Here is a 25,678-nt window from a genome sequence, read left to right as displayed (position 1 = left end):
TTGTATAATATGGAGAATGTAGTATATTAAAATTGAACTATTCCTAAAGAGGAGGCTCAACCAATGTCGATAGCTACAACAATGATAATACGGCTGGAGATTCGAAAATCGGAGGCGTCTTTTGGAGATGTGGCTTCCGGAATTGCCGCTGCGGGCGGGGATATTGTTGCTATTGATGTTATACGTGCGGGTAAGGATGTGACTACCCGGGATATCACTGTAAATGTGCAGGATGCCGGGAATGAAGAGGTTGTAAGCGTATTATCTAAGATGTCGGGGATTAAAGTGATTAATGTGTCGGACTCGACTTTTTTGGCCCATATCGGTGGCAAAATAGAAATTACGCCAAAGATGCGCATCAAGAACCGGGAGGATCTGTCACAGGTATACACACCTGGTGTGGCTCGTGTAAGCATGGCAATCGCTCAAGACCCTGGCAAAGCTTATTCGTTGACGATGAAAAGGAATACGGTAGCCGTCGTTACCGATGGGACAGCGGTGCTTGGGTTAGGGGACATAGGACCGGAAGCGGCGATGCCGGTGATGGAGGGCAAGGCCATGCTTTTTAAACAATTGGCTGGTATTGATGCCTTCCCCCTGTGCCTAAATACAAAAAATGCGGATGAAATCGTAAATATTGTGAAAGCGGTTTCACCAGGATTTGGCGGGATCAATCTGGAGGATATCAGCTCTCCACGCTGCTTTGATATTGAACGGCGGCTTGTGGCCGAATTGGATATTCCGGTGTTTCATGATGATCAGCACGGAACGGCAGTTGTAGCGTTGGCCGGTCTGTTGAATGCGCTGAAGGTAGTAGGAAAAACCATCAAAAACGTCAGAATTGTTGTTGTCGGCATCGGTGCGGCAGGAGTCTCCATCTGCAATCTATTGCTGGCTGCGGGAGTCCAGAATATAAGTGCAGTTGACCGCGCGGGCATTCTCAGCCGAGAAATACACTATGATAATGCGGAATGGCAGAAGCTGGCCGCTTTGACGAATCCCGCAGGAATGGTGGGTGGACTTCAGGAAGCAATGTTGGGTGCGGATGTGTTCATCGGGGTGTCTGGTGGGGGCATTCTGAGCGTTGATCATTTAAAAAGTATGGCCCCGGACAATATCGTCTTCGCCATGGCTAATCCCTCTCCCGAAATTGAACCGGATTTGGCGGAGCCACATGTACGGGTACTGGCGACTGGAAGAAGTGATTATCCGAATCAAATCAACAATGTGTTGTGTTTTCCTGGTATTTTCCGCGGAGCTTTGGATTGCCGAGCCAGAACAGTGAATCTCGAAATGAAGCTGGCGGCGGCGCGGGCTATTGCTTCGGTTGTCCTTGAGGATGAATTAAACGAACAGTATATTATCCCTAGTATTTTTAATGAAAAAGTAGTTGAGCATGTCCGACTGGCAGTCATCGAAGCAGCAATAGCTACGGATATGGCCCGCCGGATTCCTCCAGATATTGCGGATAGAGAGAAATAACAGGTTAGCAGACAGACTGCTGCTTTATGAGAAGCGGTCTGTCTGCTATCTATATCCTCATACATTCTTTTATTTGCATAATAATCTGCTGAATACTCTCTTTCATCTCCAACAAATTCACGAAGTGAATAAGCACAGTTACCTTGTCTTTACTATGATAGGTAATAGGTTTAGTTAAATCTTTTACGCGCTGGTTCCAAGGATAGAGTAGAATAACCAGTTGGGAGTTATACTTCTTGCTATAAGCATACATCTGATACATATCAGCTTGCGAAATCCCATAATTGCTATTCGTCATTGATAACAGCTTCCATTTTGTATCCAGTACAATAGTGGAATTATCATGCTGGACAACAATGTCAGGTTTTAATAGGAAGCGTCGTTCGGGTTCATCAAACAGGTGATACATTCTATCCTGAGTTTTCATTTGATAATAAGATTTGTCCAATGCTTGATTCAGCTTTACAGCGACATAGCTTTCAAAGATCTTTTCCATTGGGAATAGAAGAGCATAAGCCACTTGGCTTCCGGAGAAGGTGGTGAAGCTTTTATTAAGCAGGAAGACTCTGCACCATTTTAGAATATTTTCATACTCTTTCATATTGCGATTCGATATAATTTTCCCGAAATCCACCTCGTAATTAATGGACGGATCGACAGCTTCAAATGCGGTTAACAAAGTCCGAAGTTCTCTCTGACTAGTCGTACTGGAAGTTAATTTCCTTAGGAATAACAAGGTTGCCTTAACCAATTTGTTCTCCGCACGATTGACATTAAAGACATCATACTCAATAAAAAAGCGTTCTTTATGAGCAATGTTTGCGATGATGTGCTGTGAGACTAAGAGTTTCCCCTTATAGAAATACTCGTTATCTTGCTGAGCCATATATGCAGATTTCAGCCCGCGTTTGACCAATGTATACGTTTCTTCAATAAACATACGAATGAATATTTCGAAAACACTGTTTTTTTCAATATGTAGACTGGCAACATTAAAATGCTTGAATGGAATCTCCTTGAGTGACTTTAGCATTTCTAGAAATACTCGTTTAATCTCGATTTCAGAACCAACATTATCTTTGTTATATAGTTTAGGCAGAATTTCAATTACAGTACCATTCTTCATGGTGATCAAGCCGACATAATTTTTGGCACTGATAATTTTCCCTACTCCACGTTTACTGGAAATGCTCATTAATTCTAATGGTGATGTATCAGAATCTTGTTTATTTGCCAATATAAATTGTTCCAACTGGTCAAAGGTTGGCTGGGGTAGGAAATGTAGATGCTCTGATTGCGCAGCTTCATTATAGGTAAAGGAATCGTATTCTACGATCACATATGTTTTTTTCATCTCATCCACCTACAAGTTATATATTTTGAAGTAGGAATCAATATTTCCAAAGGCTTGTTCGTTCACGAAGTATACGACTTCATCATCCAAATCTATCAAGCTTGTATTCCCAAACAGCTTCTTTGAATCAATTTGCTTTGCGCTAATAAATTGATCTGTTATTTCTTTATTGTGATCTCCCAGCACAAGTTGGATTTTAAGATAATCCTCACAGAAATACTCCTGCAATAGTGGAATGATTGTATTCTTAAATATTCGGGAAAGGTTCGCTAAAGTGGGCGTGCTTATTAGTGACATGAAGTAGGCATGGCCAATAGTATGTTCTCTGTCGTACAGGACTTCTATGCGGCTATTCATGCAGGACAGCATATCGTTGATATGGATGCCTTCAACCTCAATACCCTTAAAGATCTGCGGATTAGGCAAGATTTCAGAAAATTGGAAGCGGCGACGCAGTGCAGTGTCAATCAGAGCAATGGATCTATCAGCGGTATTCATAGTAGCAAGTATATATACATTATTGGGAACGCCAAACTCTATCTGTGAGTAAGGTAGTTTCACCTTAATCTCTTCCATTTGTCCAATACGTTTTGAGGGTTCTATTAACGTAATCAATTCACCAAATATCTTGGAAATATTTCCACGGTTAATTTCGTCAATGATAAATACATAATTATTTGTGTTTTCAGTGACACTGGTACCTAGCGCGGAACTGTGTTTTTGTACTATTTTCAAAGTATCAGCAAGTGTTATCCGGTTTAATCTATAGACTGAGCCTAAGGTCATTACCGTATTTCCATTTAATTCATATATGTTTTCTCGAATATCCTTGACGAGCCAAGTTACTTTTCGTGACCGTTTATAGTCATTCACATCCTTGAGCCATTCATAATCACCAGTTATTACACCGATTGCGTCTATATTTTTTTCATCGTATAGGGATAGTACAATATCTCCAATACACATTTCATTAATAAAGCGCGACAAAATATTTTTTCCTTTATCTGTACTGAAATCTGTTTCGTCCGTAATCATTTCTCCATAGATGTCCCAACCGATTCTTATTCTATTATTGATAAGACAATCTCTCCGTACATAATTTTCACGTGATCCACCTAGAGATACTTTCCAAATTGTCGGATCTACGCCGATTCCATATTCATTTCGATCCTGTATGATTGGATTTTGTGCCGTTTCACAGAATTTCTTGAATATTCCTGGCTTGATTTGATATGACAAATTGTCCCCGTTATTCTCTGTATCACCTATTGTTTCAAGCTGGGGCTTAATCCCTTCAATAAACTCTTCGTAACCGTAAGACTGATGGAAGGTGGTAAATACAATTTGTTCATTATTCTTGTAGGTATGATATCGAGTCAAAATAGCTTTATAGCCTTCCTCATAACCGGCCGTCTCCATTTCCTGATAAATGGTACTGAGCGCTTTATTCTCAATAATGGCAACTGCATAAACAACTGTGTTATATGTTTTCCCTGTTCCGGGAGGCCCATATAATATAATATTTTTGTCCATGGGTATAACCTCCATATCATTTAGCGAATTTATGGGTGAAGTAAGTTTAGAATGACCATCAGGATCAAGGATAGCTTGCTGTTCTTGGTGGATCAGAAAATCCTCATAGTTTTTGAGGGCATACTGGAAGGCTCTGTTACCAGCTTTGTCATTGACTTCATTAAAATTTTCTGCATTTTCCATTATGATTCGTTCTCTTTTGAAAATCTCACTTGATGTTATCTCATAGATATTAGTAGTTTTCAATAAAATACCAGTAAGTCTTCTAGGAGCAGTTGATAATGAGGATGCATAGCTTACTATTGTATTTGCGGTATAATTTTCTCCGTTCGCTTTTTTTTGCAAACTTAACCAATCTTTAAATCGTTTCGCTTGATCTTTTGCATTATCTGCCATTTGATATCCCCATCTTTAATAGATTTGAATAAAGTATATATGGGGGATACCCAGAAAGCTACCAAGAGTTGGAAAATTAATGAGGCTCAAAGAACATATAAAGCCTGAACAGTTGTAGATCAACCTTGGCGGACTGTATGGCCCCTATTTCACTTTGGAGGGGGCGTTGGGAGCAGGAAGCGGACACAGGAGACGTTATTGAAGCAAAAACAGGTTCATGTGGGCAAAAATAGGGTCAATAGCGTCCCTGAAGTCCGCGAAAATACTAAATAGCCTGATTTCGAGTAAATAGGGTCTTCTCAGTCCGCTTAGTGTGAAGTCTAAGCATTCCTAATAGCTACGACCGAGTGCTAAGTTGAACATATTAAATTCACCTGATTTAGTGTTTAGCTGTATCTTTTTTTATGTAAAAATATACAATTGAGGATATGCATAGCATGGAGCCGAGTATATTGTCCGGTGCGGTCTGTGGCTGGGGAGAAGCTATAAAGGGATTGCAGAAGGAGGCGGAGGAACAATGGAGGGCGCTATTAGTGCGGAGACTTTAAAGTCAGTGAGCTCTGGAAATGGTGCATATGAATGGGATGATTCTGTAATTAAAGTCGAGGTGGAATGGGATCGATGAAAGAGCAGTTTGAGCTGAAGATCCGTAAATAATGTAGCTAATGTGAAAGTAACTCACCATAAACCAGAAAGCAGGAATAACATAAATGGTCATCATTAAAGAAATTGAAGCGGAATCGCTTCTTGCATTAAGCGGGTTATATCAGGAGCTGATTAACAGACCCACTGACTTTAACAAGCTGGAGCAGGTCTTTAAGGTAGTTAAGGCGGATAGCCGCTACATAGTGTTGGGTGCTTTTGTGGATGGAGAACTACTAGGGTCGTTGATGGGGATTGTCTGCCAGGATCTTGTAGGAGATTGTAAGCCGTTTATGGTCATAGAGAATGTAGTGGTTTCTTCGACTGCCCGGCGTTTAGGGCTTGGTAAAAAACTCATGCTGGCTATTGAAGAAATCGCGCAGGAACGTGACTGCTACTATATTATCTTGGTGTCTGGGGCGCAGCGGAAGGAAGCGCATGTGTTCTATGAGTCGTTAGGCTATAGAGACGAGCCGGTTGAAGGCTATCGGAAGCATCTGACTTCACATTAACTTTTCACGGAGACGATCTTCAGCACCTTTACCAGTCATTCTGATTGGAGTTGGACTACCCCGGTTTGTGACTTCATTATGATTGTGGCGCTCGGCGTAGATTACAGCATCTTCCTGATGATGAGATATCGGGAGTACAGTGAGTTAGGTCCTCAACTAGCGATTGAGCAAGTGATGAAACATACCGGCAGCGTGATCGTTTCAGCTGTCATTATTCTCTGCGGAACCTTTGCGGCGATTTACCCTACCGGGCTATTAACCTTAATGCAACTGGCTACAGCTGTTATTGTTGTTCTAATCCTATTGGTACTGGTCATGCTGCCGCTGTTCATTCCGGCACTCATCACGCTTGGTGACAGAAAAGGGAGAACCCGCAGTTAGTCATTTAAGTGAACTTTCAGTGAACATTCAGCAGAGACTCATGTTGTATTCAGCTTTGGAATTTAGAATAACCTTATTCTAATCAAATACAACATTACGGAGGGTCTTTATGAAAAGAAATCGTCAAATTCACTTATGGGTCGGACTGATCTGTTCGGTCTTTATCCTGCTACAATCTGTAACCGGCTTGCTGCTGCTGGAGCCTTGGATTATCGGAGGTGGCGAAGGTGGACGTGGCGAAATGTCCGCCGCTCCAACAGCGTCAACAGACGGAACAGCAGGAGCTGCTGGAGCTAATGCAAGTACTGCAGTGGCTGCCGCAGGCAGTACAACCACTGCGAATGCTCCAGACGTTGCAGTTTCCGGTAGAGGCGCGTTCGGTGATCGCGGTGGGATGGATGGCGGAGGCGGGGCGGTTAGCTTTATCAAAAACCTGCACGAAGGAAGAATTGGGAATACGGATATCAGCTGGATCTTGGATCTTGCCGCCATCGGGATGATTATTCTTACCGTTACCGGTATTATATTATCCGTGAAGGTACTAAAGTCACAACAGATCCGCCGCAAAAAGCTGCGGGCTGCCGCTTGATGCATAGGAAGACTTGGTAGTTTGTGTCCGGAATCAATCATACAAAAGGCAGGCCAGAGCTTAATTCTCTGGCCTGCCTTTTGTATGATATGGATGCACTAACAGGAAGAGTTTCTTGCAGCAGCCAGAAACTAGTGTTTGACCATGCAGACGAAAGCGCTCTATAATCCCTTAATAGATGGAACGAACGTAAGTCTTAACTAAAGAAGGCGGGGGTTAACTGTGAACCAACTGTGCAAAGTGCTTATTGTGGATGATGAAATATTGGTTCGACAGGGGATCAAATACGTGTTGGACTGGGAGCGGGAAGGCTTTCAAATTGTGGGGGAAGCTTCGAACGGGCAGGAGGCACTCGATTTCCTAAAGATTGAGAAGCCACATATTGTTATCACCGATATCGTGATGCCGGTGATGAACGGTGAGGAATTGACGCGGCTTGTAAAGCGGGACCATCCCGATATGGAGGTCATTGTACTAAGCAGCTTCAGTGAATTTGATTACGTACGCTCTACCTTTCAGAATGGGGTAGCCGACTATATATTGAAGCCGAAGCTGGAAGCGGAGGCGCTGCTTCAGGTATTAAAAAAGACAAGAGGAAGAATTAACGGTCTCGAATCAGAGCGGGCGCCGCAGGATCATAGCCTTTCGGTAGATTCTTTACTCAGCAGGCTTGTATCCGGTTACAAAATGGAGCTTGATGCAGATTTGGTTAAGGTTCACTTTCCGCACGGGCTGTTCACTTTTCTGGGCTGTGAAGTCAATCGTTCCGTACTTAAGGATAAGCATTATATGAATCAGCTTAGAGAAAGTATTGAAGAGATGCTTAAAGAGCAGGTTCCGGGTCTAGTGCTATATAAGATCTCTGGAGAGCAAGAGGGAATCCTCTTGCTGCTTAATGTGGAGGAGAAAAGGTGGCCGGAAACCGTTCTGGCAATAAAAGCATTCTCACAGTCCATCGCAGAGAGTGAGCCAGAGCTGCGCTTTACACTTAGCCAGGATTTTCGGCAGTTTGGCGAGTTGGCAGGCGTGTATCAGGAGAGCCACTTGAAGCTGCAGCAATATCGTTTCTTTTTCCCTGATCAGGTCTTACTGATCCACAATGAGCTTCCGGCGCTGGGGGCCGAGCCCGAAAAGTTCAATCTGACCCCGTTCACAGAGCAGCTCAAGCGTCTGCAACTGGAGGAGGCGTTCACAGACTTGAGACAGTATGTGACTGCTATATCACTGCATTATGAAAGCGATATCTTTCAGTTTAAATCCTTCTTAGGCAATATTATCTTCAATGTTACCAATCAGTTCAGTCAGATCAAGGATCTGGAAGAGCAGAAATATGCGTTATTTCGGGCGATTGATGAAGCACAGTTTGCGGTTGAGGCGCTGGGGATTCTGGAATCTTTTTTGGATCTCGTGCTGGAACAGACCGCTTTCCAAAGCCATTCTTCGAGTAGTAATGCCAATATGAAGAAGCTGTTGGATTTCATTGAGGAGCATTATACAGAGCCACTTAGTCTAACTGACCTAGCCCGTCATTTCCACTTTAATCCTTCTTATCTGTCTAGCCTATTCACTGCGTACAACAAAGAGGGCTTTAAGGAGCATCTGAATAAGATTCGAACGGACAAGGCAGCAGAGCTGCTGCGTGCGGGCGAGGCGCCGATCTCGGAGATTAGCAGCATGGTCGGTTACGGGGATCATAGTTATTTTTGCAAGGTGTTCAAAAAATATACGGGCTGTTCGCCGAGCGGCTATAGAAGGCAATATTACAGTCAGGAGTAGGAGATGACCATGAGAGGATTTTGGGAACGCTACAAGTTTCATAGTCTGTTTATCAAAATATTTATCGTTATGGTGTTCAGCATTATTACTGTGGCCATTGCAGCCTCGTGGACCACGGTCCGGATGTCGGAGCGGCTGTTCATGGAAACCTTCAGCATCACTAACTCTAAGGTCATTAACCAAATTAAAGCGAACTTTGAATCCTTTCATTATTCAATTGTGACGGCAACCAATAACACCGCGCTAAGCGGTACGATTAAAAGCTTCCTGACCGAGGAGGATTCCAATTCGCTGCGGGTGCTGAGAACCTACTACAATATGACTACGCAGATGAAAAAGATTCAATCCAATGTGGACGCCTATCAGGTTGGAATCAAAATTATGGGTAAAAATGGCCGCAGTTTTTCCACAAATATAAACAACCTAGTGATGACTGACAAGGAGCTAAGAAAACATAAGCTGACATTAAATACTCTGGCCGAACCCAAAAGACTGATGTACCAGTTCTATCAAGAAAGCAGTACGTCCTCCGTGAAGAAAGAGGCGGAGATTGTAGCAAGCAAGGCCTTAATGGAGCGGACGACAGGAGATATCTATGGAACGTTGTACATAACGATTCAAGAAAAGAATTTCCAGCCTTTTTACGCAAGCTTTGTAAGTAAGGGTAATGATGTAGCCATTCTCAATAAAGAGGGGCAGATTGTTTCCAGCAATCGCACAGAGCTACTTGGACAACAAGCGGACGATTTGCTGGGTTATGCGCAGGAAATTGAAGATAAGGGATTGGATTATGTGAACGTGGATTTCCAAGGTAAAGACATGATCGTGCTGGCGGATTATCTGCCTTCTTATGATTTCTATATCGTGAACCTGATCGACAAAAAGACAGCTTTAGGCCAGATGGTGGATAGCAAAATGGTTGCTTTGATCTGCTCGGCAATCGTACTGGTAGCTCTGACTGTTGTATTTTTAATTTCTAGAAGGCTGACTCGATCATTAACCTTGCTCACGCGGCAAATGTCGAAGATTACGGAACGGAATTTCCATAATTATATTACCGTTACTGGGAGCTTTGAATTTCAGGAGCTTGGTCATGCCTATAACTATATGCTTGATGAGTTAAATGATTATGTGGAGAAGCTCGTAATGACACAAAAGGAACAGCGCAATGCCGAACTGGCTGCATTGCAGCATCAGATTAATCCGCATTTTCTGTACAATACGCTGGCTTCAGTTAACTTTCTGGTGCAGCAAGGCAGTAAGGAGAAGGCAGTGCATACCATTCATGCGCTGATCTCCATGCTGCAGAATGCACTGAGCAATGTCAGTGAAACGATTACGGTGACTCAGGAACTAGAGAATCTGAAGTCGTATGTGTTTATTAATCATGTACGCTATGGAGAGAGGGTCAGGGTGAATTTCTTTATCTCGCCGGATTGTACAGAGTTTCATGTGCCTAAGCTGATTATTCAGCCGTTTATTGAGAATGCTTTTTTCCATGGCTTTAATCGAAAAAGTGAGGGTTATATCCATGTGCTGATTTCCCAGGATGCCAGTTCACTGATCTGTGAGGTTGTAGATAACGGGGATGGCATGGATAGTGGAGACTCGGAATTGTCGCTACCAGGAGTAGAGAGCAAACGCCAGCTGTTCACAGGTATTGGAATGAAAAATGTACATGATAGGATAATTCTTTTGTACGGAGAGGAATATGGAATTACAGTTGTGAGCAAATTAAACGAAGGAACGGCTATAAAAATACGGTTGCCGCTGATTAACAAATAAAATTAATACCAATTTCTAAATAAAGAACAAATTGTCTGGAAGGTAGCGCTTACAATGTGGCAATAAAATGACTAATCCGTATAAAGTAATTTCTAACGATCCCTTTAGAGACGATGATAAGATATTCATGTAAACAGCAAGCGCTTTCAACAAACACAAAACGGTTAAAAGGGGAGCAAGCAAATGAAAAAGAGCTTTGTGTTATTGCTGATCTGCATGATCATGCTAACAGCCTGTGGTTCAAATTCAGGCACCAAAAACAATGCAGAAGCGGGAAACGCCGGAACCAAGAAAGCTAAGGAAATTACGATTTGGGCATGGGACCCGGCCTTTAATATTGCTGCACTTGAAGTGGCCAAAAAAGAATATGCAAAAACAAATCCTGATGTGAAGGTCAATATTGTCGAGTATGCCCAGAGTGATATTATTCAAAAGCTGAATACCGGCCTCAACTCAGGCACGACAAAAGGATTGCCGAACATCGTGCTGATTGAGGATTATCGGGCGCAGGGTTTCTTGCAGTCCTATAAAGATTCATTCTACGATCTCAGCGGTTCCATTAAGGGTACGGATTTTGCAGATTATAAGAGCGGACCAACAAGCCTTGATGGCAAGCAATACGGTGTTCCTTTTGATTCCGGAGTAACCGGTTTGTATGTCAGAACGGACTATCTGGAGCAAGCTGGCTACAAGCTGTCTGATCTGCAGGATATTGACTGGAAGCAATACATCGAAATCGGCAAAAAGATAAAAGAGAAAACGGGTAAAGCTTTGATTACACTAGACCCTAATGACCTCGGCCTGATCCGCATGATGATTCAATCTGCAGGCTCATGGTATCTGGCAGCAGACGGTAAGACACCTGATATTGCAGGCAATGTAGCCCTGAAAGAAGCTTTCGAGATCTATAAAGAAATGACGGAGGCCAACGTAGCTAACGTACATGCCGACTGGAGCCAGTTCGTAGCGGCGTTAAATAGCGGAGATGTTGCATCGGTACCAACTGGCAACTGGATCTCCCCTTCGATCACCGCTGAAGCTACGCAATCCGGTAAATGGGCAATCGCTCCAATTCCGACGCTGCCTGGCAATGATAAATCGGTTCATGCTACCAACCTCGGCGGCAGTTCATGGTATGTCATGAATGTGGACGGCAAAGAGACAGCCGCTGACTTTATGGCTACAACCTTCGGCTCCGATGCAGATATGTATCAAACACTGCTAACCGATATCGGAGTTATCGGTACATTCAAAGCAGCGGCTAGTGGCGAAGCTTATGGCAAGGCTAGTGAGTTCTTCGGCGGACAAAAGGTAGTCTCCGACTTTGCAAAATGGACGGAACAGATTCCTAGTGTCAATTATGGTATCAACACTTATGCAATTGAGGACATACTGATTGTAGAAATGCAGAACTACCTGAATGGCAAAGACATTGACAAGGTACTTAGTGATGCACAGGCACAGGCAGAATCACAAATTAAATAACTAAACGTATTACAGCTAACCTTGGGCGTGACCTGCTACTCTTGGCGGTTGCGTCCAAGGTTTATTAATACCTATATAGAAGGGGGTGGACCGGTGTGAATAATGCAAAATCAAACCTAAACTTCCGCCGTAAAAGTGTATTAACCGGATGGTCCTTCGTCCTGTTGGCGGTTATTCTAATTTTTGTCTTTTATTTTTATCCGATGATTCAGGCCCTTATTATGTCGTTCCAGACAGGTACCGGCAGCAATCTTGAATTTACTGGATTTGACAACTATAAGCGGTTATTTCAAGATACAACCTTTATTACTGCCGTTAAGAACACATTTATTTATCTGTTGGTGCAAGTGCCAATTATGATCATTTTGGCCCTATTCATTTCCGTACTGCTCAATGACAGTAAGCTGAAGATGAAGGGATTTTTTCGGACAGCCATCTTTCTGCCCTGTGTGACCTCACTGGTTGCCTATTCCATCGTATTCAAATATTTATTCGCTGGTAATGGCTTGGTGAACACCTTCCTCATGAATTTACATTGGATTGATGCTCCATTAGGGTGGCTGACCGATCCTTTTTGGGCCAAGATTACTATTATTATTGCAATCACTTGGCGTTGGACTGGATACAACATGATCTTCTATCTGTCCGCGCTGCAAAATATCGACAATTCGATCTACGAGGCAGCCAGAATTGATGGGGCTTCGGCACCCCGGCAGTTTTTTGGAATTACTGTACCGCTGCTGAAGCCAATCATCCTGTTTACCTCTATCACTTCCACGATTGGTACACTACAGCTATTTGACGAAGTTATGAATATTACGAAAGGTGGGCCTGGTAACGCTACGCTCACGATTTCGCAATATATCTACAATCTGTCCTTCAAATATTCGGCAGACTTCGGTTATGCGGCTACGGTGTCCTACTCTATTGTAATTATGATCGGTGTGCTTTCGTTCCTCCAGTTCAAAGTGGCAGGTGATAAAAATGGCTAAGGGCAAACGTTTCTTCACCTATCTATTATTAAGTATTGTTGCCATTGTCTCCATCTTCCCGTTTCTGTGGATGGTGATCAGCTCTACCAATATGTCCGTAGATGTAACGCGTGGACGTTTATTACCTGGTGGTTATCTATTGGAGAATTTCCGCAAACTGCTGGACACCACTGACTTACAGCTGTCGCTAATCAATTCGGCGAAAATTTCCATTACGACTACGGTGTTGGCTCTGCTCATTGCCTCCTTGGCGGGTTATGGATTTGAAGTGTTCCGCAGCCGAGCGAAGGATATTGTATTCAATATCTTACTGTTATCGATGATGATTCCTTTTGCTGCACTGATGGTTCCACTGTATCGGTTCTTTGGACATATCTCCAATGTTGCTCCGTGGATGGGGATTGATACGATGACTTCGGTTATCCTACCTACGGTAACTACGGCTTTTCTCATCTTTTTCTTTCGGCAGAGTACGAAAATGTTCCCTAAGGAGCTGCTCGAAGCCGGGCGGATGGATGGCCTCAGCGAGCTGGGGATCTTCCTGCGGATTTATCTTCCTACGATGAAGACGACCTATGCGGCAGGTGCGATTATTACGTTCATGTCCAGCTGGAACAGTTATTTGTGGCCGTTGATTGTACTGCAAACTCCGCAGACCAAAACAATGCCGCTATTGATCTCCACGCTGGGTTCGGGATATGCACCGGATTACGGGATGATCATGATTGCGATTGTTATCGGCACGATTCCGACGGCGTTGGTATTCTTTTTGATGCAGAAGCAGTTTGTGGCGGGTATGATCGGCTCGGTGAAATAAGCGGGGTCGTTGTTAGATTGCTGTAAGGGCTGCTTCGGAACATACGATGATTAGTGCTGAATAAATAATGCTTCTTGAATTATTATTAAAGATGGTTGGTCAACTCATCGTCATTACTAGGAAAGTTTGGACTTACGATCGCTGTTATCTTCGGATTTCTTGATTATACCGTTATTAACGGTGAAATCCGAAGATAAAGGCGAACGCTACGCTTCTCCAGTTCCAAATTTCCTCTCCGTTCCTTTTTGACTTTATGCCAAGCTATAATACTTTTGAGGTTACATATATTTCTCTTAGATTTCTAACAAGCTTTCGCCACCCCAATGTACAGCAACCTAAAGACGATAAGGCTTATTTCCTTATTAGCATTAGTAGAGCAAAAGGAGGGGATTTCAAGTGACAGAGATCATGCCCAGCCTGGACTGGCTGGAGGATGTGAAAGTATTTGCGGTGAACCGACTGAAAGCACATTCGGACCATAAATATTATGAAACAGTACAAGAGGCGGAAAAGGGCGGGCCCATGGCGCTGCGCCATAGCTTGAATGGGAGCTGGAAGTTCAGCTATGCGGTGAATCCGGCTAGCCGAGCGGCCGAGTTCTATCAGGAGGATTTCTCCACGGAGGGCTGGGGACATATCGCTGTACCCGGTCATATTCAACTGCAGGGCTTCGGCCAGTTGCAATATGCCAATACGATGTATCCGTGGGATGGTCATGAGTTGCTCCGGCCGCCGCATATTTCGAAAGAGCATAATCCGGTAGGCAGCTATGTGAAGTCATTTGTGGTGCCTGCTCAACTGAAGGACAAACCTTTATATATTTCTTTTCAAGGTGTGGAGTCGGCTTTTTACCTATGGCTGAATGGAGAATTTGTAGGCTATAGCGAAGACAGCTTCACTCCGGCGGAATTCGATTTGTCTCCTTATGTACGGCAGGAGGGAGAGAATAAGCTTGCGGTAGAGGTGTATCAACGCAGTACGGGCGGGTGGCTGGAGGATCAGGATTTCTGGCGTTTCTCGGGGATTTTTCGCGAGGTCTACCTGTATACGGTTCCGCAGATCCATGTGAGAGATTTATTTCTCCGCACAGAACTTGACTCATCCTACAGGGATGGAGTGCTTAAGATCAGTTTGGATCTGGCAGGGGACGTCGCTGCCGGAAGCGTTAAGTTGAGTCTATTTAACCCGGCGGATCAATCCGCTGGTATGGTGGAAGCCAATTGGTTAGGAGTACCCTTATCTTTATCTATGGAAGTAAAGGCTGCTGAGCTATGGAGCGCGGAAATTCCTAATTTATACACCCTTTATATTCATGTATTTAATGAGGCGGGGGAGTTAATCGAAGCTATTCCACAACGGGTGGGCTTCCGTACCTTTGAAATGCTGGATAAGATCATGAGTATTAATGGCAAGCGGATCGTATTTAAAGGGGTGAACCGGCACGAGTTCAACTGCCGAAGAGGGCGGGCGGTGACCCTGGAGGATATGCTCTGGGACATCAAGACCTTGAAGCAGAACAACATCAATGCCGTGAGAACCTCACATTATCCGAACCAGTCGGAATGGTATGGACTGTGTGATGAGTACGGGATCTATGTCATCGATGAGATGAATCTGGAAACCCATGGCTCTTGGCAAAAGCTTGGCGCGATAGAACCGTCCTGGGTGATCCCCGGTGATCGGCCGGAGTGGCTGGATATTGTGATGGACCGAGCGGTGTCGATGGTGGAGCGGGACAAGAATCATCCTTCAATTATCATCTGGTCCTGCGGCAACGAATCTTTTGGTGGAGAGGTAATTTATAAGGTCTCGCAATACTTTAAGCAGATCGACCCAGGCCGACTTGTCCATTATGAAGGAGTCTTTAATGACCGCAGATATAATGATACTAGTGATATGGAGAGCCGTATGTATGCCAAGGTAGACAGTATTGAGGAATATTTGCAGAATGATCCACAGAAACCTTTTGTCAGCTGTGAGTATATGCATGCTATGGGCAACTCGCTGGGTGGAATGCATAAATACAGTGAGTTGGAAGGGAAGTACCCGCTGTATCAGGGTGGTTTTATCTGGGATTACATCGATCAGGCAATGATGGCAAAAGACCGTTACGGCCAGGAGTATCTGGCCTTTGGTGGCGATTTCGGCGATCGGCCCACGGACTATAGCTTCTGTACCGATGGGATCGTATACGCGGACCGCAAACTGTCGCCCAAGATGCAGGAGGTGAAGTTCCTGTATCAGGATATTAAGCTTCTGCCGGATCAAGCCGGTGTGACCTTGCGAAATGAAGGCTTATTTCTGGGAACAGATCAGTATGCTCTGCATTATAGCCTGCACAATGAGTACGGTGAACTGGAATGTGGCCTATTAGAAGTACAGGTGGCAGCGCAAAGTAAGCAGTTCGTAGCGTTCAATCTTGGAGGTTTGACTGCTGCTGGCGAGTATTGGATCAATACGTCTTTGCGGCTTAAAGAGCGCACACTGTGGGCAGAGGCTGGACATGAGATCGCTTTTGGTCAAAAGATATTTACGGTTGAAGCTGGCACTACTGACGGAATTGATCGAGCAACGACTGCAGTGCACAACTTGGGAACCCAAGCGTTGCGGGTTGTGCATGGAGATGTGAATATCGGCGTAAAAGGTCGCGATTTCAGTATCCTGTTCTCCAAAGGGGCAGGCAGTCTTGTTTCGCTGAGCTACTCCGGCAAAGAGTTGATCGCTTATCCGCCAGCACCGTTATTCTGGAGAGCAACTACAGATAATGATAAAGGAACCGCACTGGGCTTTCATGCCGGGGCTTGGTATGCAGCCAGTCTGCTGCCAAGATGTGTAAATATTGAGGTACTGGAAGAGGCGGGTCAAGCAACGGTAACGTTCGATTACCGCTTGAATATCAGCCCCGATGTGAAGGTGACTGTGGCCTATACCGTTCTTTCGGATGGCAGCATGGTTGTTAAATCCCGGTATGAGGGAACAGCGGGACTGCCTGAGCTTCCGATCTTTGCCTTATCCTTCAAAATCCCGGCGGATTACAGCCAGCTGAATTGGCTTGCCTTGGGGCCCGAAGAGAATTATAACGACCGCTCTCACGGAGCAAGACTCGGAGAATTCAGTAACACCGCTGCCGACAGCTTGTCTGGCTATGTCGTACCACAGGAATCCGGCAATCGCACAGGTGTCCGTCGGGTCAGCATTACCAATGAGGATGGAGCGGGGATTGTCATCAGTGCTCTAGCTGCGAAGCCGCTGCAATGCCGCATCTCTCCTTATACAGCTTTTGAACTGGAAAATGCCTATCATCACTACGAATTGCCGCCGATTCATTATACAGTAGTTACCATAGCTGGAGAACAGATGGGCGTCGGCGGTGACGATAGCTGGGGCGCTCCAGTGCATCCTGAGTACCGCGTGCCTTCTGACGGAATTATCGAATATGAGTTTGTGATATCGCAGGCGGGAAAAGAAACAAATATATGAAGTAGCGCGCAGGCATCCCCAACGGGTGCCTGTTTTTGTGTACAATGGAAGCAGATTAATTAGTTTAATTCACTTTAATGGAGGAATGGCATGCAAACCCTGTTTCGTTACAACTGGATGGTCCGCGAGGAATGGTATAAGTGGTGTGAGAACTTGCCTGAAGCAGAGCTATTGAAACCTCGTACAGGTGGAGTAGGCGGGATTCTGAAGACGCTGTTCCATATTGCCGATGTGGAGTGGAGCTGGATTACGTCTATTCAGGGAAAACCGGATTTTCAGGAGGACTTTGAGCAGTATCGCAATCTGCAAAAGGTACGCGAGCTGGACGCAGCCTTCCGGCCCGAGGTGGAGCAATTTGTAATGGCCTGGAATGAGGGGCTGGAGCGGAAGATATATGAGGACCACCGTCCGGATGGGTCCGTGGTTACCGATGCTTGGGGTGAAGTAATGCGCCATGTAATTGCCCATGAAATACATCATGTGGGGCAATTGTCCATTTGGGCCAGAGAAGTTGGAAAGACGCCGGTCTCGGCAAATCTAATTGGCAAGGGGTTAATGAACAGTCTGCCTGGTGGATTATAAAAGCGGCGGAAACCACACATGGCGCAGGTCAACCCAGCCCTGACTGTTGAAGGTTACGCCGCGGACGGAGGGCAGGTAGGCAGTCTGGGTAGGATTTTCATACAAAATATGCAGGTGATGCTCACTCGTCAGACGGTGTTCAATCTGTTTGAAGGCTGCGGCTCTAGCCTGTGAGTCAGGCTCGCGCGCGATCCGCTTTAGCCTGCTTTCAATATCCATCCGGGTATGTGGCTCGATATGCTGGGCTAAGGTTAGGTAAAGGTCAAACAGCCGGAGCTGCTCATCCTGATCGCGGAATAGGGAGAAGACGATAAAATCGGATTCCAGCCGGATCGGGCCTTTGAATTCCTCCGGGGAGACCGTGACAATCTTGCAGGCATAGCCATGCCTTGCCAGAGCTGCAACAATGTATTCTGCATCACCGGCGTACTGTGGGATAGTCGCAATCTGTAGAGAGCATGGCTGTACAGCGACTTGTTCAGATTCCTTGCATATGGATTCTTCTTGTAAACAGGATACAATCATTGCCCGCAGGGAGGGATCACTCAGTGGCCCCTTCTTTTTGGTGTTGCAGGTCACAAATTTACGGGTGGAGGACGCGGAATGAATCCGGCTCCAGGAGGAAGGGTCAGCGGAGGAAGGATTCTGGATGACATGAAAGGCAGCGCCGTTCTCTGCTGAAGCTGCCTCAATATCCCATGGAACATAGATGACTTCTACGCGATCCAAGTGAGCCCGTCCCTGAAAATAATACGGAAAAACCTCCAGCACGCAAGTGTCCTCATTCATCTCGACAACCTTGAACGGTCCTGTACCCAGCGGCCTGCGGCCAAAGCTGAGTTCACTCATTCCTTCCAGCTTACGCGGCACAATAGCGGCTCGGCTAGTGCATAAGAAGGGAAGAAAAAGCTCATTCGGCTGTTTAAGCTGTATGCGGACCGCAGAATGACCCAGCGCCGATACCTCTTGAATTTCCTTGTAAATAAAACTATACAAAGTCCGTTGTGACGTTAGCATCAGCCGCTGAAACGAATAAACAACATCCTCAGCCACCAGCACCTTCCCATGATGGAACAGGACCTCCTTGCGCAGAAAAAAAGTCCAGACCGTGCGGCTCTCATCCACCTCCCAGGCATGCGCAAGACCTGGTATAATCTTGTCTCCTTCGCCACTCCGCGCCACTAGCCCATCAAATACGTGACTGGCCACAAAGGATTCCGCCAGCAGATTCATATACAGAGGATCAAAGCTGTGCAACTGCTGAGTAATCGGCAATCGGAGTGTATCAATCTGCTTATCGCTGCGTATCTCGGAATGGTGGCCGAAATAGGTTAGCAGCCAGCCCTGCAGCGTATCTTGCAACGCAGAAGAACGGGCATGTGTCTTAATGCCTTCGATGGCATGTTGAATATCTTGGCGGCTAATGGCTTGCATCATGGATTGCAGGGCAATTTCCTCGGAGGGAACAAGGAACTCCATTATAGAACGGTGTCCACGTCCGCGTCTGGGAGTCCAGGTGATCCAAGCCTGCTTGACCATTTTATTGATAATATGCAGTACATTACGATGTGTGCAGTCCAAGACCAAAGCCAGCTCATCCAGAGTGACAGAGATTTCTGTTGCTTGTCCATAGTGGGAGTGAAGCTTCAAAAATTGGCTGTGCAGCTTCATTGTGTATAGCCCCTCTTCTAAAATAGGAAATATCTCAGAATTTCTTTCTCTTTATTTTCTTATTTTATCATTTAAAATAAGGAATAGAAAGTAATAAAATGGAGGTATTTACCATGACCGATGAAGCTATCTCTAGGCCGGTATCCGCCTTAATTGCTGCATTCCTGCTGGCTATTATTCATCAGTATCTGTTCTATGGAAAGCTGGCGGGCGTATCCTATCCCATCTTTGTGAGTCTGTTCTACATCTTTATGCTGTATTATGCCAAGGACAAGATACGCAAGCCTACAGGATTCAGCTATACTTTACTGGGAGTAATCGCTCTACTTTCCTTGACGAATGCCTTATTTCATAACTGGTTTTTCTTCGAGCTGAATTTGTTGGTGATCCCGGTGCTGATCGTACTACATATGACTTACATGCTTAGTGACAAGCGGCCGTCTTGGAGTCGGATCGGAATTATTGGCAATGCTCTGGAGCATTTTTTTCCGCAGACGCTAAGGCATTGGAACACCGTATTAACGATCGTCAAAAGAACCAATGGCCGCAAACTGCAGGATGAACGCAAACAGGTACTGGTAAAAGTGCTGATCGGATTGGCTATATCCTTTCCGCTGCTGCTGATTGTGATTTCACTGCTCTCATCGGCAGATGGGGTGTTCAAGCATATACTGAATGAATTTCCTACCTTACTGGAGCGAATTTCGTTTGGGGAAGGATTTGTGCGGGTCCTCTGGGTTGTTGTGCTGGGACTGGGCTTCTTCGGCTTAGTATGGGGTTTTGTCGATTCCAAGATCTATAACTGGACCTTGCCACAGCCTAACGAGAGCGAGCTTGAATTGGAGCCGACAACCTTTAAAGTCGATCCGGTGATCATAACGACTATACTCATCGCTATTAATACGGTTTATGTACTGTTCGTATTTGTACAATTTTCTTATTTGTTCGGTGCCTGGGAGGGGATCCTGCCTGCCGACAGTTCCTATGCGGATTATGCCCGAAGCGGTTTCTTCGAGTTAATTATGGTGACGGCGATTAATTTCGTGATTCTGATGCTGGCACTGCTGTCGGGTGAAAAAGGCAACCTGCTGCTGCATAGGATCATCAATGTCCTGCTGTATGTGCTGGTTGGCTGCTCCACAGTAATGTTATATTCTGCTTACACTAGACTGACGCTTTATGAACAAGCCTATGGATATACGTATATTCGTTTTCTGGTTCATTCCTTTATGATCTTTCTGGCGTTGCTGCTGTGTCTCGCCGCAATACGGATAAGCAAGAAGGAGTTTCCACTGGCTAAATGCTATATTGTGCTCGGTTTGCTTTCCTATGTTGTTATGAACTATATAGGAATGGACGTTATCATCGCGAATAATAATATCGACCGTTATGAAGTAAGTAGCAATATAGATGCCGCGTATTTGTCCAGACTGTCACCTGAGGCAATTCCTACCTTAATCAGCTTTAGTCGTAAAGAGAATGGGCTATTGGATAACAATCTGCGGGATGAACTGGTGGATTTCAGGAAGAAGGAACGGAGCTGGCAGTCCTTTAATGTGTCAGAGTATCGGGCGGAACGGGCGCTGGAGAAATATTTTGAAGAGTGAAGATATTAAGGAGATGACACAATGATCCGGAAGACAGGGCTGCAGTTCTTGATATTCATGCTTTTGTCCTTATGCGGAATCGGTTCGGCTGTTGCAGCTTCAAATCTTAATATTATGGTAAATAATTCCAGTGTCGATTATGGAGTATTGCTTGTTTCTGGCAGAACGATGGTGCCGATTAAGGCTTTTCAAAGTTTTAATAATACGGTTATTCAGTGGGACGCTGTAGCAAAGAAAGCGACAATAACAAGAGATGCTACGGTTATTGAACTTATTGCCGGTGAACGGACGGCGTCAGTTAACTCCAAGCTTGTACCGCTGGACGCTCCCGTAAAGATAGTGGAAGGCAGAGTCACTGTACCGCTAAGATTCATTGCTGAGGCACTGGGTGCCAGAGTGAAAGTAGATGCTGCAACAAAAACAGTCTGGATTCAGGAAAGCGCTAGTGCAGCTATTGTAAAAAACTTTAACAGCAGTGACCTGGTTATTTCGAGAAAAGCTGCCTTGCAGATGCCGATCGATGAAAGCGAACCCTATCAACTGACCGCTGATGATGAGGCGTTGTCTGTATCGTATTATTTTCCTAAAGGAAAGTCGGATCGCTATTTCGTTGTTTATGGGGATTTAGTAACGTACTACGAAATCAACCATAATATTAAAAAAGTGATGTGGGCAGCAGATCTGGACAGCTCGAAGGAAGCGGTCAACAAAGATATTACGTCACTGTTCGGACACCCTGTTCAAAAAGAATATGGAGTAGAACCCGCTCTATCTGATGGGTATGCTTATTTCTATAATAGTATATGGGGAAGTCAGGTTCTTTATGGAATGGTTTATACAGATGGCACCACCTCAGCAGAATCAGGTCAACTGAATGACTGGCCCGACACACGTTACTATTTCATTGTTGCTATCCCGGGAGAGACCAAACTCTAGGTACAAAAGTGGGAGGACTTTTATAGGGGGGAACGATGAGGAAACATTATTCTGTATTTTTGATATTTCTTATATTAATGAGTGGATGCAGCGGTAGCCATCAAACGGAAAAGGGAATTACAACAATGTTATATAACTTTAAAGAACCATCGAAATTCCCGTTTGAAGTTAATGAAGTTCATACGGAGGTATCCGTTGATAATATTGATGTTCTCCAACAGTTTGTATTTCATTATAAGAACAAACAAACGACTCATGAAATAAGGTATATATTGAGTAAAGTTATGGACAAACCAGAGGAGTTATCTGAGGTTGGGATTCCAACGTTAGAACTTGTAAATGGAAAACCAGCTTATTATGAAGAAGATGAATCCAGCCTAATTGAATTAGCTAACCAAGTTCGATAATAGTAACAGTAATTCTAACTCAGGCCAAATGTTTACCAGTCCCTTTGTAGTGGACTGAGAACATTTGGTTTTTATTATGTAGTCCGCATAAGCACGGAATTATTATTTAAGGACATATGTCCTTTTTCTGGAGGGCATTCTAATTTACACTGGAGCAAGTAAACACAAGGAGGATGCAGAGAATGCAGACGATTTATGACCATGAAGCAATCCGCGTCCTGGCGGTGGAGCATGGTCTGGACGGTATATTTAGCCCGAGGGTTACCCAGAAGATGGAGCTGCGGTGTTATGAGGATGGGGAAGCCATCTGCTCCGTTGGCGATCATATTGATGGGCTGTTTGTGCTGGTCGAAGGGAAGCTCAAGATCCAGACGTTGTTGCCTAATGGAAAATCAATGCTGGTGAGGTTTGCTAAACCGATGGCGCTTATTGGAGATGTAGAATTATTACACCAGTATCCGGTCAAAAATCAGGTCAACTCCGTGGGACACAGCCTGCTGTTGGTGGCGGGAAGAAAGCTGCTGCTGCGAGAGTTGGAGGAAAATGCAGCTTTGCTGCGTTTCCTGGTTGGGGAGCTGAGCCATAAGCTATACACACTAGGGCAGACCTCAGCCCTTAACCTGCTATATCCGGTGGAGAACCGTTTTGCCAGCTATTTGCTGTCATTATTTGCTGATAACAGTGGCGTCCAGCGTGTGGAGGAGATCCGTACCTCAAGCCTGATCGAGACAGCAGAATTGCTTGGAACGAGTTATCGGCATCTGAATCGAATTGTGCGCCGTTTCATTGATGAGGGGATGATTGCCCGTAAGCGAGGACGCTTGAGTGTGCTGGATGAAGCGAAGCTGTCGGAGCTGGCAAATGGTAATTTGTACGAATAGACAGGAGGACATCATGGCAGGCATCTTTTATTCTCTGCTCGCAGGGATCGTAATTGCAATTCAAGGGGCAATGAATACGCGCTTAGGTGAAAGAGTAGGTTTTTGGCTAACCAATTCCTTTGTTCACGGCTCGGGATTTATTGTATCCTTTATTATTTATCTCTTTATTCGTGATGGCCATCTGGGCCAATTTCAATCAGCCAACAAAGGTTATATGCTCGGCGGTGCTTTGGGCGTGCTCATAGTATTCTCGGTTATGCAGGGGATGGGACGACTCGGAACGGCGTATTCGGTTGCTTTTATACTGGTAGCCCAATTGATCTTTGCTTTGATCATCGATAGTATGGGGCTCTTTGGTGTGACGAAGACACCTTTACAATGGAACAAGCTCGCCGGTATTGGCGTGATGATTGGCGGAATTCTGATTTTCAAAGGAAAATGAGAGCTTTGAATAACAAGAGATTGCCTTAGGTCATTTTTATGACTTGTGGCAATCTCTTTTTTGAGATCAGAATAGTACTTTCAGATTACGCTCAGTTCGAATTCAGGTTCATTTAAGCCTAGGGTTGTAGGATGAAAGTATCAGAGAGGGCTCCAGAATATACATACTGATTTACAAGTTTCACGGAGCAAGCTACATATAGATATGGAGGAATAACTATGTTTAGAGGAATTCGGGCGAGAATATTATTAGGGTTCACTGCTGTTATCATTGTCTTCTTGGTTGCTATTGCGGGCAATACCTTGTTTCAGGGAAAAGTTTCGATGTTGACAGATCAGGCTAATCGCAACTGGAATAAGCTATCGCTGGTTCAAGGGTTGACGGATAAGATCCGTAACGCGGATGAACTGGGTGCCCGTTATATCATGGGCAATACGGATGCTGGAAGCACGTATCTCGCTCAGTACGAAGCCATTCTGCCGACCATTAGCGAATCGATAACTGCACTTAAGAGCGATGGGTTAAGTGAGGCTGAGCTCAAAGGAGTCACGGATCTGGAAGGGAAATGGAATGATTACCTGACTGTACTCAAGGAATCCTTCGCCTTGGCGAAGGCTGGGAATTTTCCGGAAGCGCAGAAATCATTCACCAACTTATCTCTGAATTCGATGATTGAATCTCAAGTAGTCTTCCAAAAAATGCTGACAGAGGAAATCCAAAAAGAGCAGACCCAAGCGAATGAGCACCGTAACAATGCAATGATTGTCAGCTTTGGGGTGACCGGATTATCGGTTGTACTGGCAGCGATTATTGCGCTGCTGCTATCGGCGCGGATTCTTAAACCGCTTCGTGATGTGAACTATCAATTAAAAGAAATCGCCGATGGAGATGCTGATCTTACGCGCAAGCTAATCGTCCGTTCGAAGGACGAAATCGGTGAACTGGCGACTAATTTCAATAAAATGACAGATAATCTGGGAGAAATGATCGAGCAGGTTAATCAATCGGCTAAAGGGTTAGCCGTGTCCTCTGCCAAGCTTACGGCAGATAGTGGCTCGACAGCTGAGGCTACGGAACGGATAGCAGATATTATGGGTGAGGTCGCTTCTGGAACTGGCCAACAGATGAATGATTTACAGACCAATATGACGACAATTTATGAAATGTCGATAGGGATCGGTCAGATTGCTTCTAGCGTACAGGATATTTCTGAGGCTTCGCTGCGCTCTGCAGAATTTGCAATTGCTGGTGATGAATCACTTCAAGCTGCTGGCCAGCAGATGGCCTCGATCAACCGCTCTATACAAACATTGTCTGGACAAGTGTTAGGGTTCGTGAAACGTTCCCAGGAAATCAGCAGCCTTGTAGGTGTAATTAAGGGAATTGCTTCTGAGACAAACATGTTGGCCCTGAACGCAACGATTGAGGCGGCGCGGGCAGGCGAGCATGGCAGAGGGTTTGCTGTAGTTGCAGATCAGGTCCGCAAGCTGGCGGAGCAATCCGCTGAATCGGCCAATCTTATTGCTGATATGGCAAAAGGGATTCAGACAGATGCTGATGTGGCAATGAAGGTTATGAAGAGCAGCATCATCGAAGTAGAGGGAGGCACGGAAATTATCCAGGAAGCTGGACGTTCCTTTGGAGAGATTCGTCTATCCATAGATTCATTGGCCGGACAAGTTCAGGAGGTATCAGGAGCAGTAGAAGAGATCACTGCTGCCACGGATGAGATTGTGGAATCGATCCGTACCGTTACGCTAATCTCTGAAACCACGGCTGCCAGCACTCAGAATGTATCGGCAGCTTCGCAAGAGCAAATGGCCTCGGTAGAGCAAATTGCTTCCTCAGCGAGTGAACTGAGTACAATGGCTCAAGGGCTGCAGGGACTAGTAGCTAGATTTAATGTGTAGCCTTGAACGCAGGAGCTG

20 protein-coding genes are annotated in these 25,678 nt (G+C 45.0%); 17 read left to right on the top strand and 3 right to left on the bottom strand.

All coding sequences use genetic code 11. The features are described 5' to 3' along the window. Positions 1–63: 63 nt before the first annotated feature. Positions 64–1,482, top strand: coding sequence for an NAD-dependent malic enzyme (locus H1230_RS21115; RefSeq protein WP_239711857.1), 1,419 nt, complete (start codon positions 64–66; stop codon positions 1,480–1,482). 49 nt (positions 1,483–1,531) lie between these two features. Here H1230_RS21115 and H1230_RS21110 read toward each other — a convergent pair whose 3' ends face one another. Beyond that, positions 1,532–2,836 carry an McrC family protein gene (locus tag H1230_RS21110; protein WP_239711856.1) on the bottom strand — a complete coding sequence of 435 codons (1,305 nt, stop codon included), beginning with the start codon at positions 2,834–2,836 and terminating at the stop codon, positions 1,532–1,534. Positions 2,837–2,845: 9 nt separating this feature from the next. Then, complete coding sequence (locus H1230_RS31430; protein ID WP_275590919.1) at positions 2,846–4,765, bottom strand: AAA family ATPase; 1,920 nt, start codon at positions 4,763–4,765, stop codon at positions 2,846–2,848. Between the two features lie 710 nt (positions 4,766–5,475). On the opposite strand from H1230_RS31430, the gene H1230_RS21100 reads away from it, so the two are divergent. The 10 genes from H1230_RS21100 to H1230_RS21055 all read left to right on the top strand — a co-directional run bounded on the left by H1230_RS21100 (position 5,476) and on the right by H1230_RS21055 (position 17,806). Beyond that, positions 5,476–5,919 carry a GNAT family N-acetyltransferase gene (locus H1230_RS21100; protein ID WP_239711855.1) on the top strand — a complete coding sequence of 148 codons (444 nt, stop codon included), beginning with the start codon at positions 5,476–5,478 and terminating at the stop codon, positions 5,917–5,919. Positions 5,920–5,934: 15 nt separating this feature from the next. Continuing rightward, positions 5,935–6,300 (top strand): MMPL family transporter, encoded by a 366-nt coding sequence (locus H1230_RS21095; protein WP_275591261.1) that lies wholly within the window; start codon positions 5,935–5,937, stop codon positions 6,298–6,300. 109 nt (positions 6,301–6,409) lie between these two features. Further along, entirely contained in the window at positions 6,410–6,889 is a 480-nt protein-coding gene (locus H1230_RS21090; protein WP_239711853.1) for a PepSY-associated TM helix domain-containing protein, read from the top strand. A gap of 222 nt (positions 6,890–7,111) precedes the next feature. Beyond that, the gene (locus H1230_RS21085; RefSeq protein WP_239711852.1) at positions 7,112–8,665 is read left to right on the top strand and encodes a response regulator transcription factor; all 1,554 of its coding nucleotides are present in this window, start codon (positions 7,112–7,114) and stop codon (positions 8,663–8,665) included. A 9-nt stretch (positions 8,666–8,674) separates the two neighbouring features. After that, a complete protein-coding gene (locus tag H1230_RS21080; protein ID WP_239711851.1) occupies positions 8,675–10,450 on the top strand; it encodes a sensor histidine kinase in 1,776 nt (591 codons plus the stop codon). Between the two features lie 183 nt (positions 10,451–10,633). Continuing rightward, a complete protein-coding gene (locus H1230_RS21075; RefSeq protein WP_239711850.1) occupies positions 10,634–11,935 on the top strand; it encodes an ABC transporter substrate-binding protein in 1,302 nt (433 codons plus the stop codon). Between the two features lie 95 nt (positions 11,936–12,030). Continuing rightward, positions 12,031–12,927: a carbohydrate ABC transporter permease gene (locus H1230_RS21070; RefSeq protein ID WP_239711849.1), complete on the top strand. Its 897-nt coding sequence runs from the start codon at positions 12,031–12,033 to the stop codon at positions 12,925–12,927. Further along, positions 12,920–13,744: a carbohydrate ABC transporter permease gene (locus tag H1230_RS21065; protein WP_239711848.1), complete on the top strand. Its 825-nt coding sequence runs from the start codon at positions 12,920–12,922 to the stop codon at positions 13,742–13,744. The genes H1230_RS21070 and H1230_RS21065 overlap by 8 nt, the downstream gene beginning before the upstream one ends. A 396-nt stretch (positions 13,745–14,140) precedes the next feature. Beyond that, the gene (lacZ, locus tag H1230_RS21060) at positions 14,141–17,224 is read left to right on the top strand and encodes a beta-galactosidase, LacZ type (protein WP_239711847.1); all 3,084 of its coding nucleotides are present in this window, start codon (positions 14,141–14,143) and stop codon (positions 17,222–17,224) included. A gap of 90 nt (positions 17,225–17,314) precedes the next feature. After that, positions 17,315–17,806: a DinB family protein gene (locus H1230_RS21055; RefSeq protein ID WP_239711846.1), complete on the top strand. Its 492-nt coding sequence runs from the start codon at positions 17,315–17,317 to the stop codon at positions 17,804–17,806. On the opposite strand, the gene H1230_RS21050 is transcribed toward H1230_RS21055, so the two are convergent. Continuing rightward, on the bottom strand, positions 17,801–19,477 hold the full coding sequence (locus H1230_RS21050) for an ABC transporter substrate-binding protein (protein ID WP_239711845.1): 1,677 nt from the start codon (positions 19,475–19,477) through the stop codon (positions 17,801–17,803). The two genes, H1230_RS21055 and H1230_RS21050, sit on opposite strands and share 6 nt — an antisense overlap. A gap of 113 nt (positions 19,478–19,590) precedes the next feature. Here H1230_RS21050 and H1230_RS21045 point away from each other — a divergent pair, with 113 nt between their 5' ends. From H1230_RS21045 to H1230_RS21020, 6 genes are all read left to right on the top strand, one after another. Continuing rightward, a complete protein-coding gene (locus H1230_RS21045) occupies positions 19,591–21,084 on the top strand; it encodes a DUF4153 domain-containing protein (RefSeq protein WP_239711844.1) in 1,494 nt (497 codons plus the stop codon). 21 nt (positions 21,085–21,105) lie between these two features. Beyond that, the gene (locus tag H1230_RS21040; protein ID WP_239711843.1) at positions 21,106–22,020 is read left to right on the top strand and encodes a copper amine oxidase N-terminal domain-containing protein; all 915 of its coding nucleotides are present in this window, start codon (positions 21,106–21,108) and stop codon (positions 22,018–22,020) included. 35 nt (positions 22,021–22,055) lie between these two features. Continuing rightward, complete coding sequence (locus H1230_RS21035) at positions 22,056–22,427, top strand: hypothetical protein (RefSeq protein ID WP_239711842.1); 372 nt, start codon at positions 22,056–22,058, stop codon at positions 22,425–22,427. Between the two features lie 182 nt (positions 22,428–22,609). Continuing rightward, the gene (locus tag H1230_RS21030) at positions 22,610–23,308 is read left to right on the top strand and encodes a Crp/Fnr family transcriptional regulator (RefSeq protein ID WP_239711841.1); all 699 of its coding nucleotides are present in this window, start codon (positions 22,610–22,612) and stop codon (positions 23,306–23,308) included. Between the two features lie 13 nt (positions 23,309–23,321). Beyond that, positions 23,322–23,750, top strand: a complete 429-nt coding sequence (locus H1230_RS21025; protein WP_239711840.1) for a DMT family transporter — start codon at positions 23,322–23,324, stop codon at positions 23,748–23,750. A gap of 218 nt (positions 23,751–23,968) precedes the next feature. Continuing rightward, on the top strand, positions 23,969–25,660 hold the full coding sequence (locus H1230_RS21020) for a methyl-accepting chemotaxis protein (RefSeq protein WP_239711839.1): 1,692 nt from the start codon (positions 23,969–23,971) through the stop codon (positions 25,658–25,660). Positions 25,661–25,678: the final 18 nt, after the last annotated feature.

It is taken from the genome of Paenibacillus sp. 19GGS1-52, from assembly GCF_022369515.1.
Classification (GTDB): domain Bacteria; phylum Bacillota; class Bacilli; order Paenibacillales; family Paenibacillaceae; genus Paenibacillus_AQ.
The sequence above is the reverse complement of the archived record's forward strand: the minus strand, read 5'-3'. Positions and strand labels throughout refer to the sequence as shown.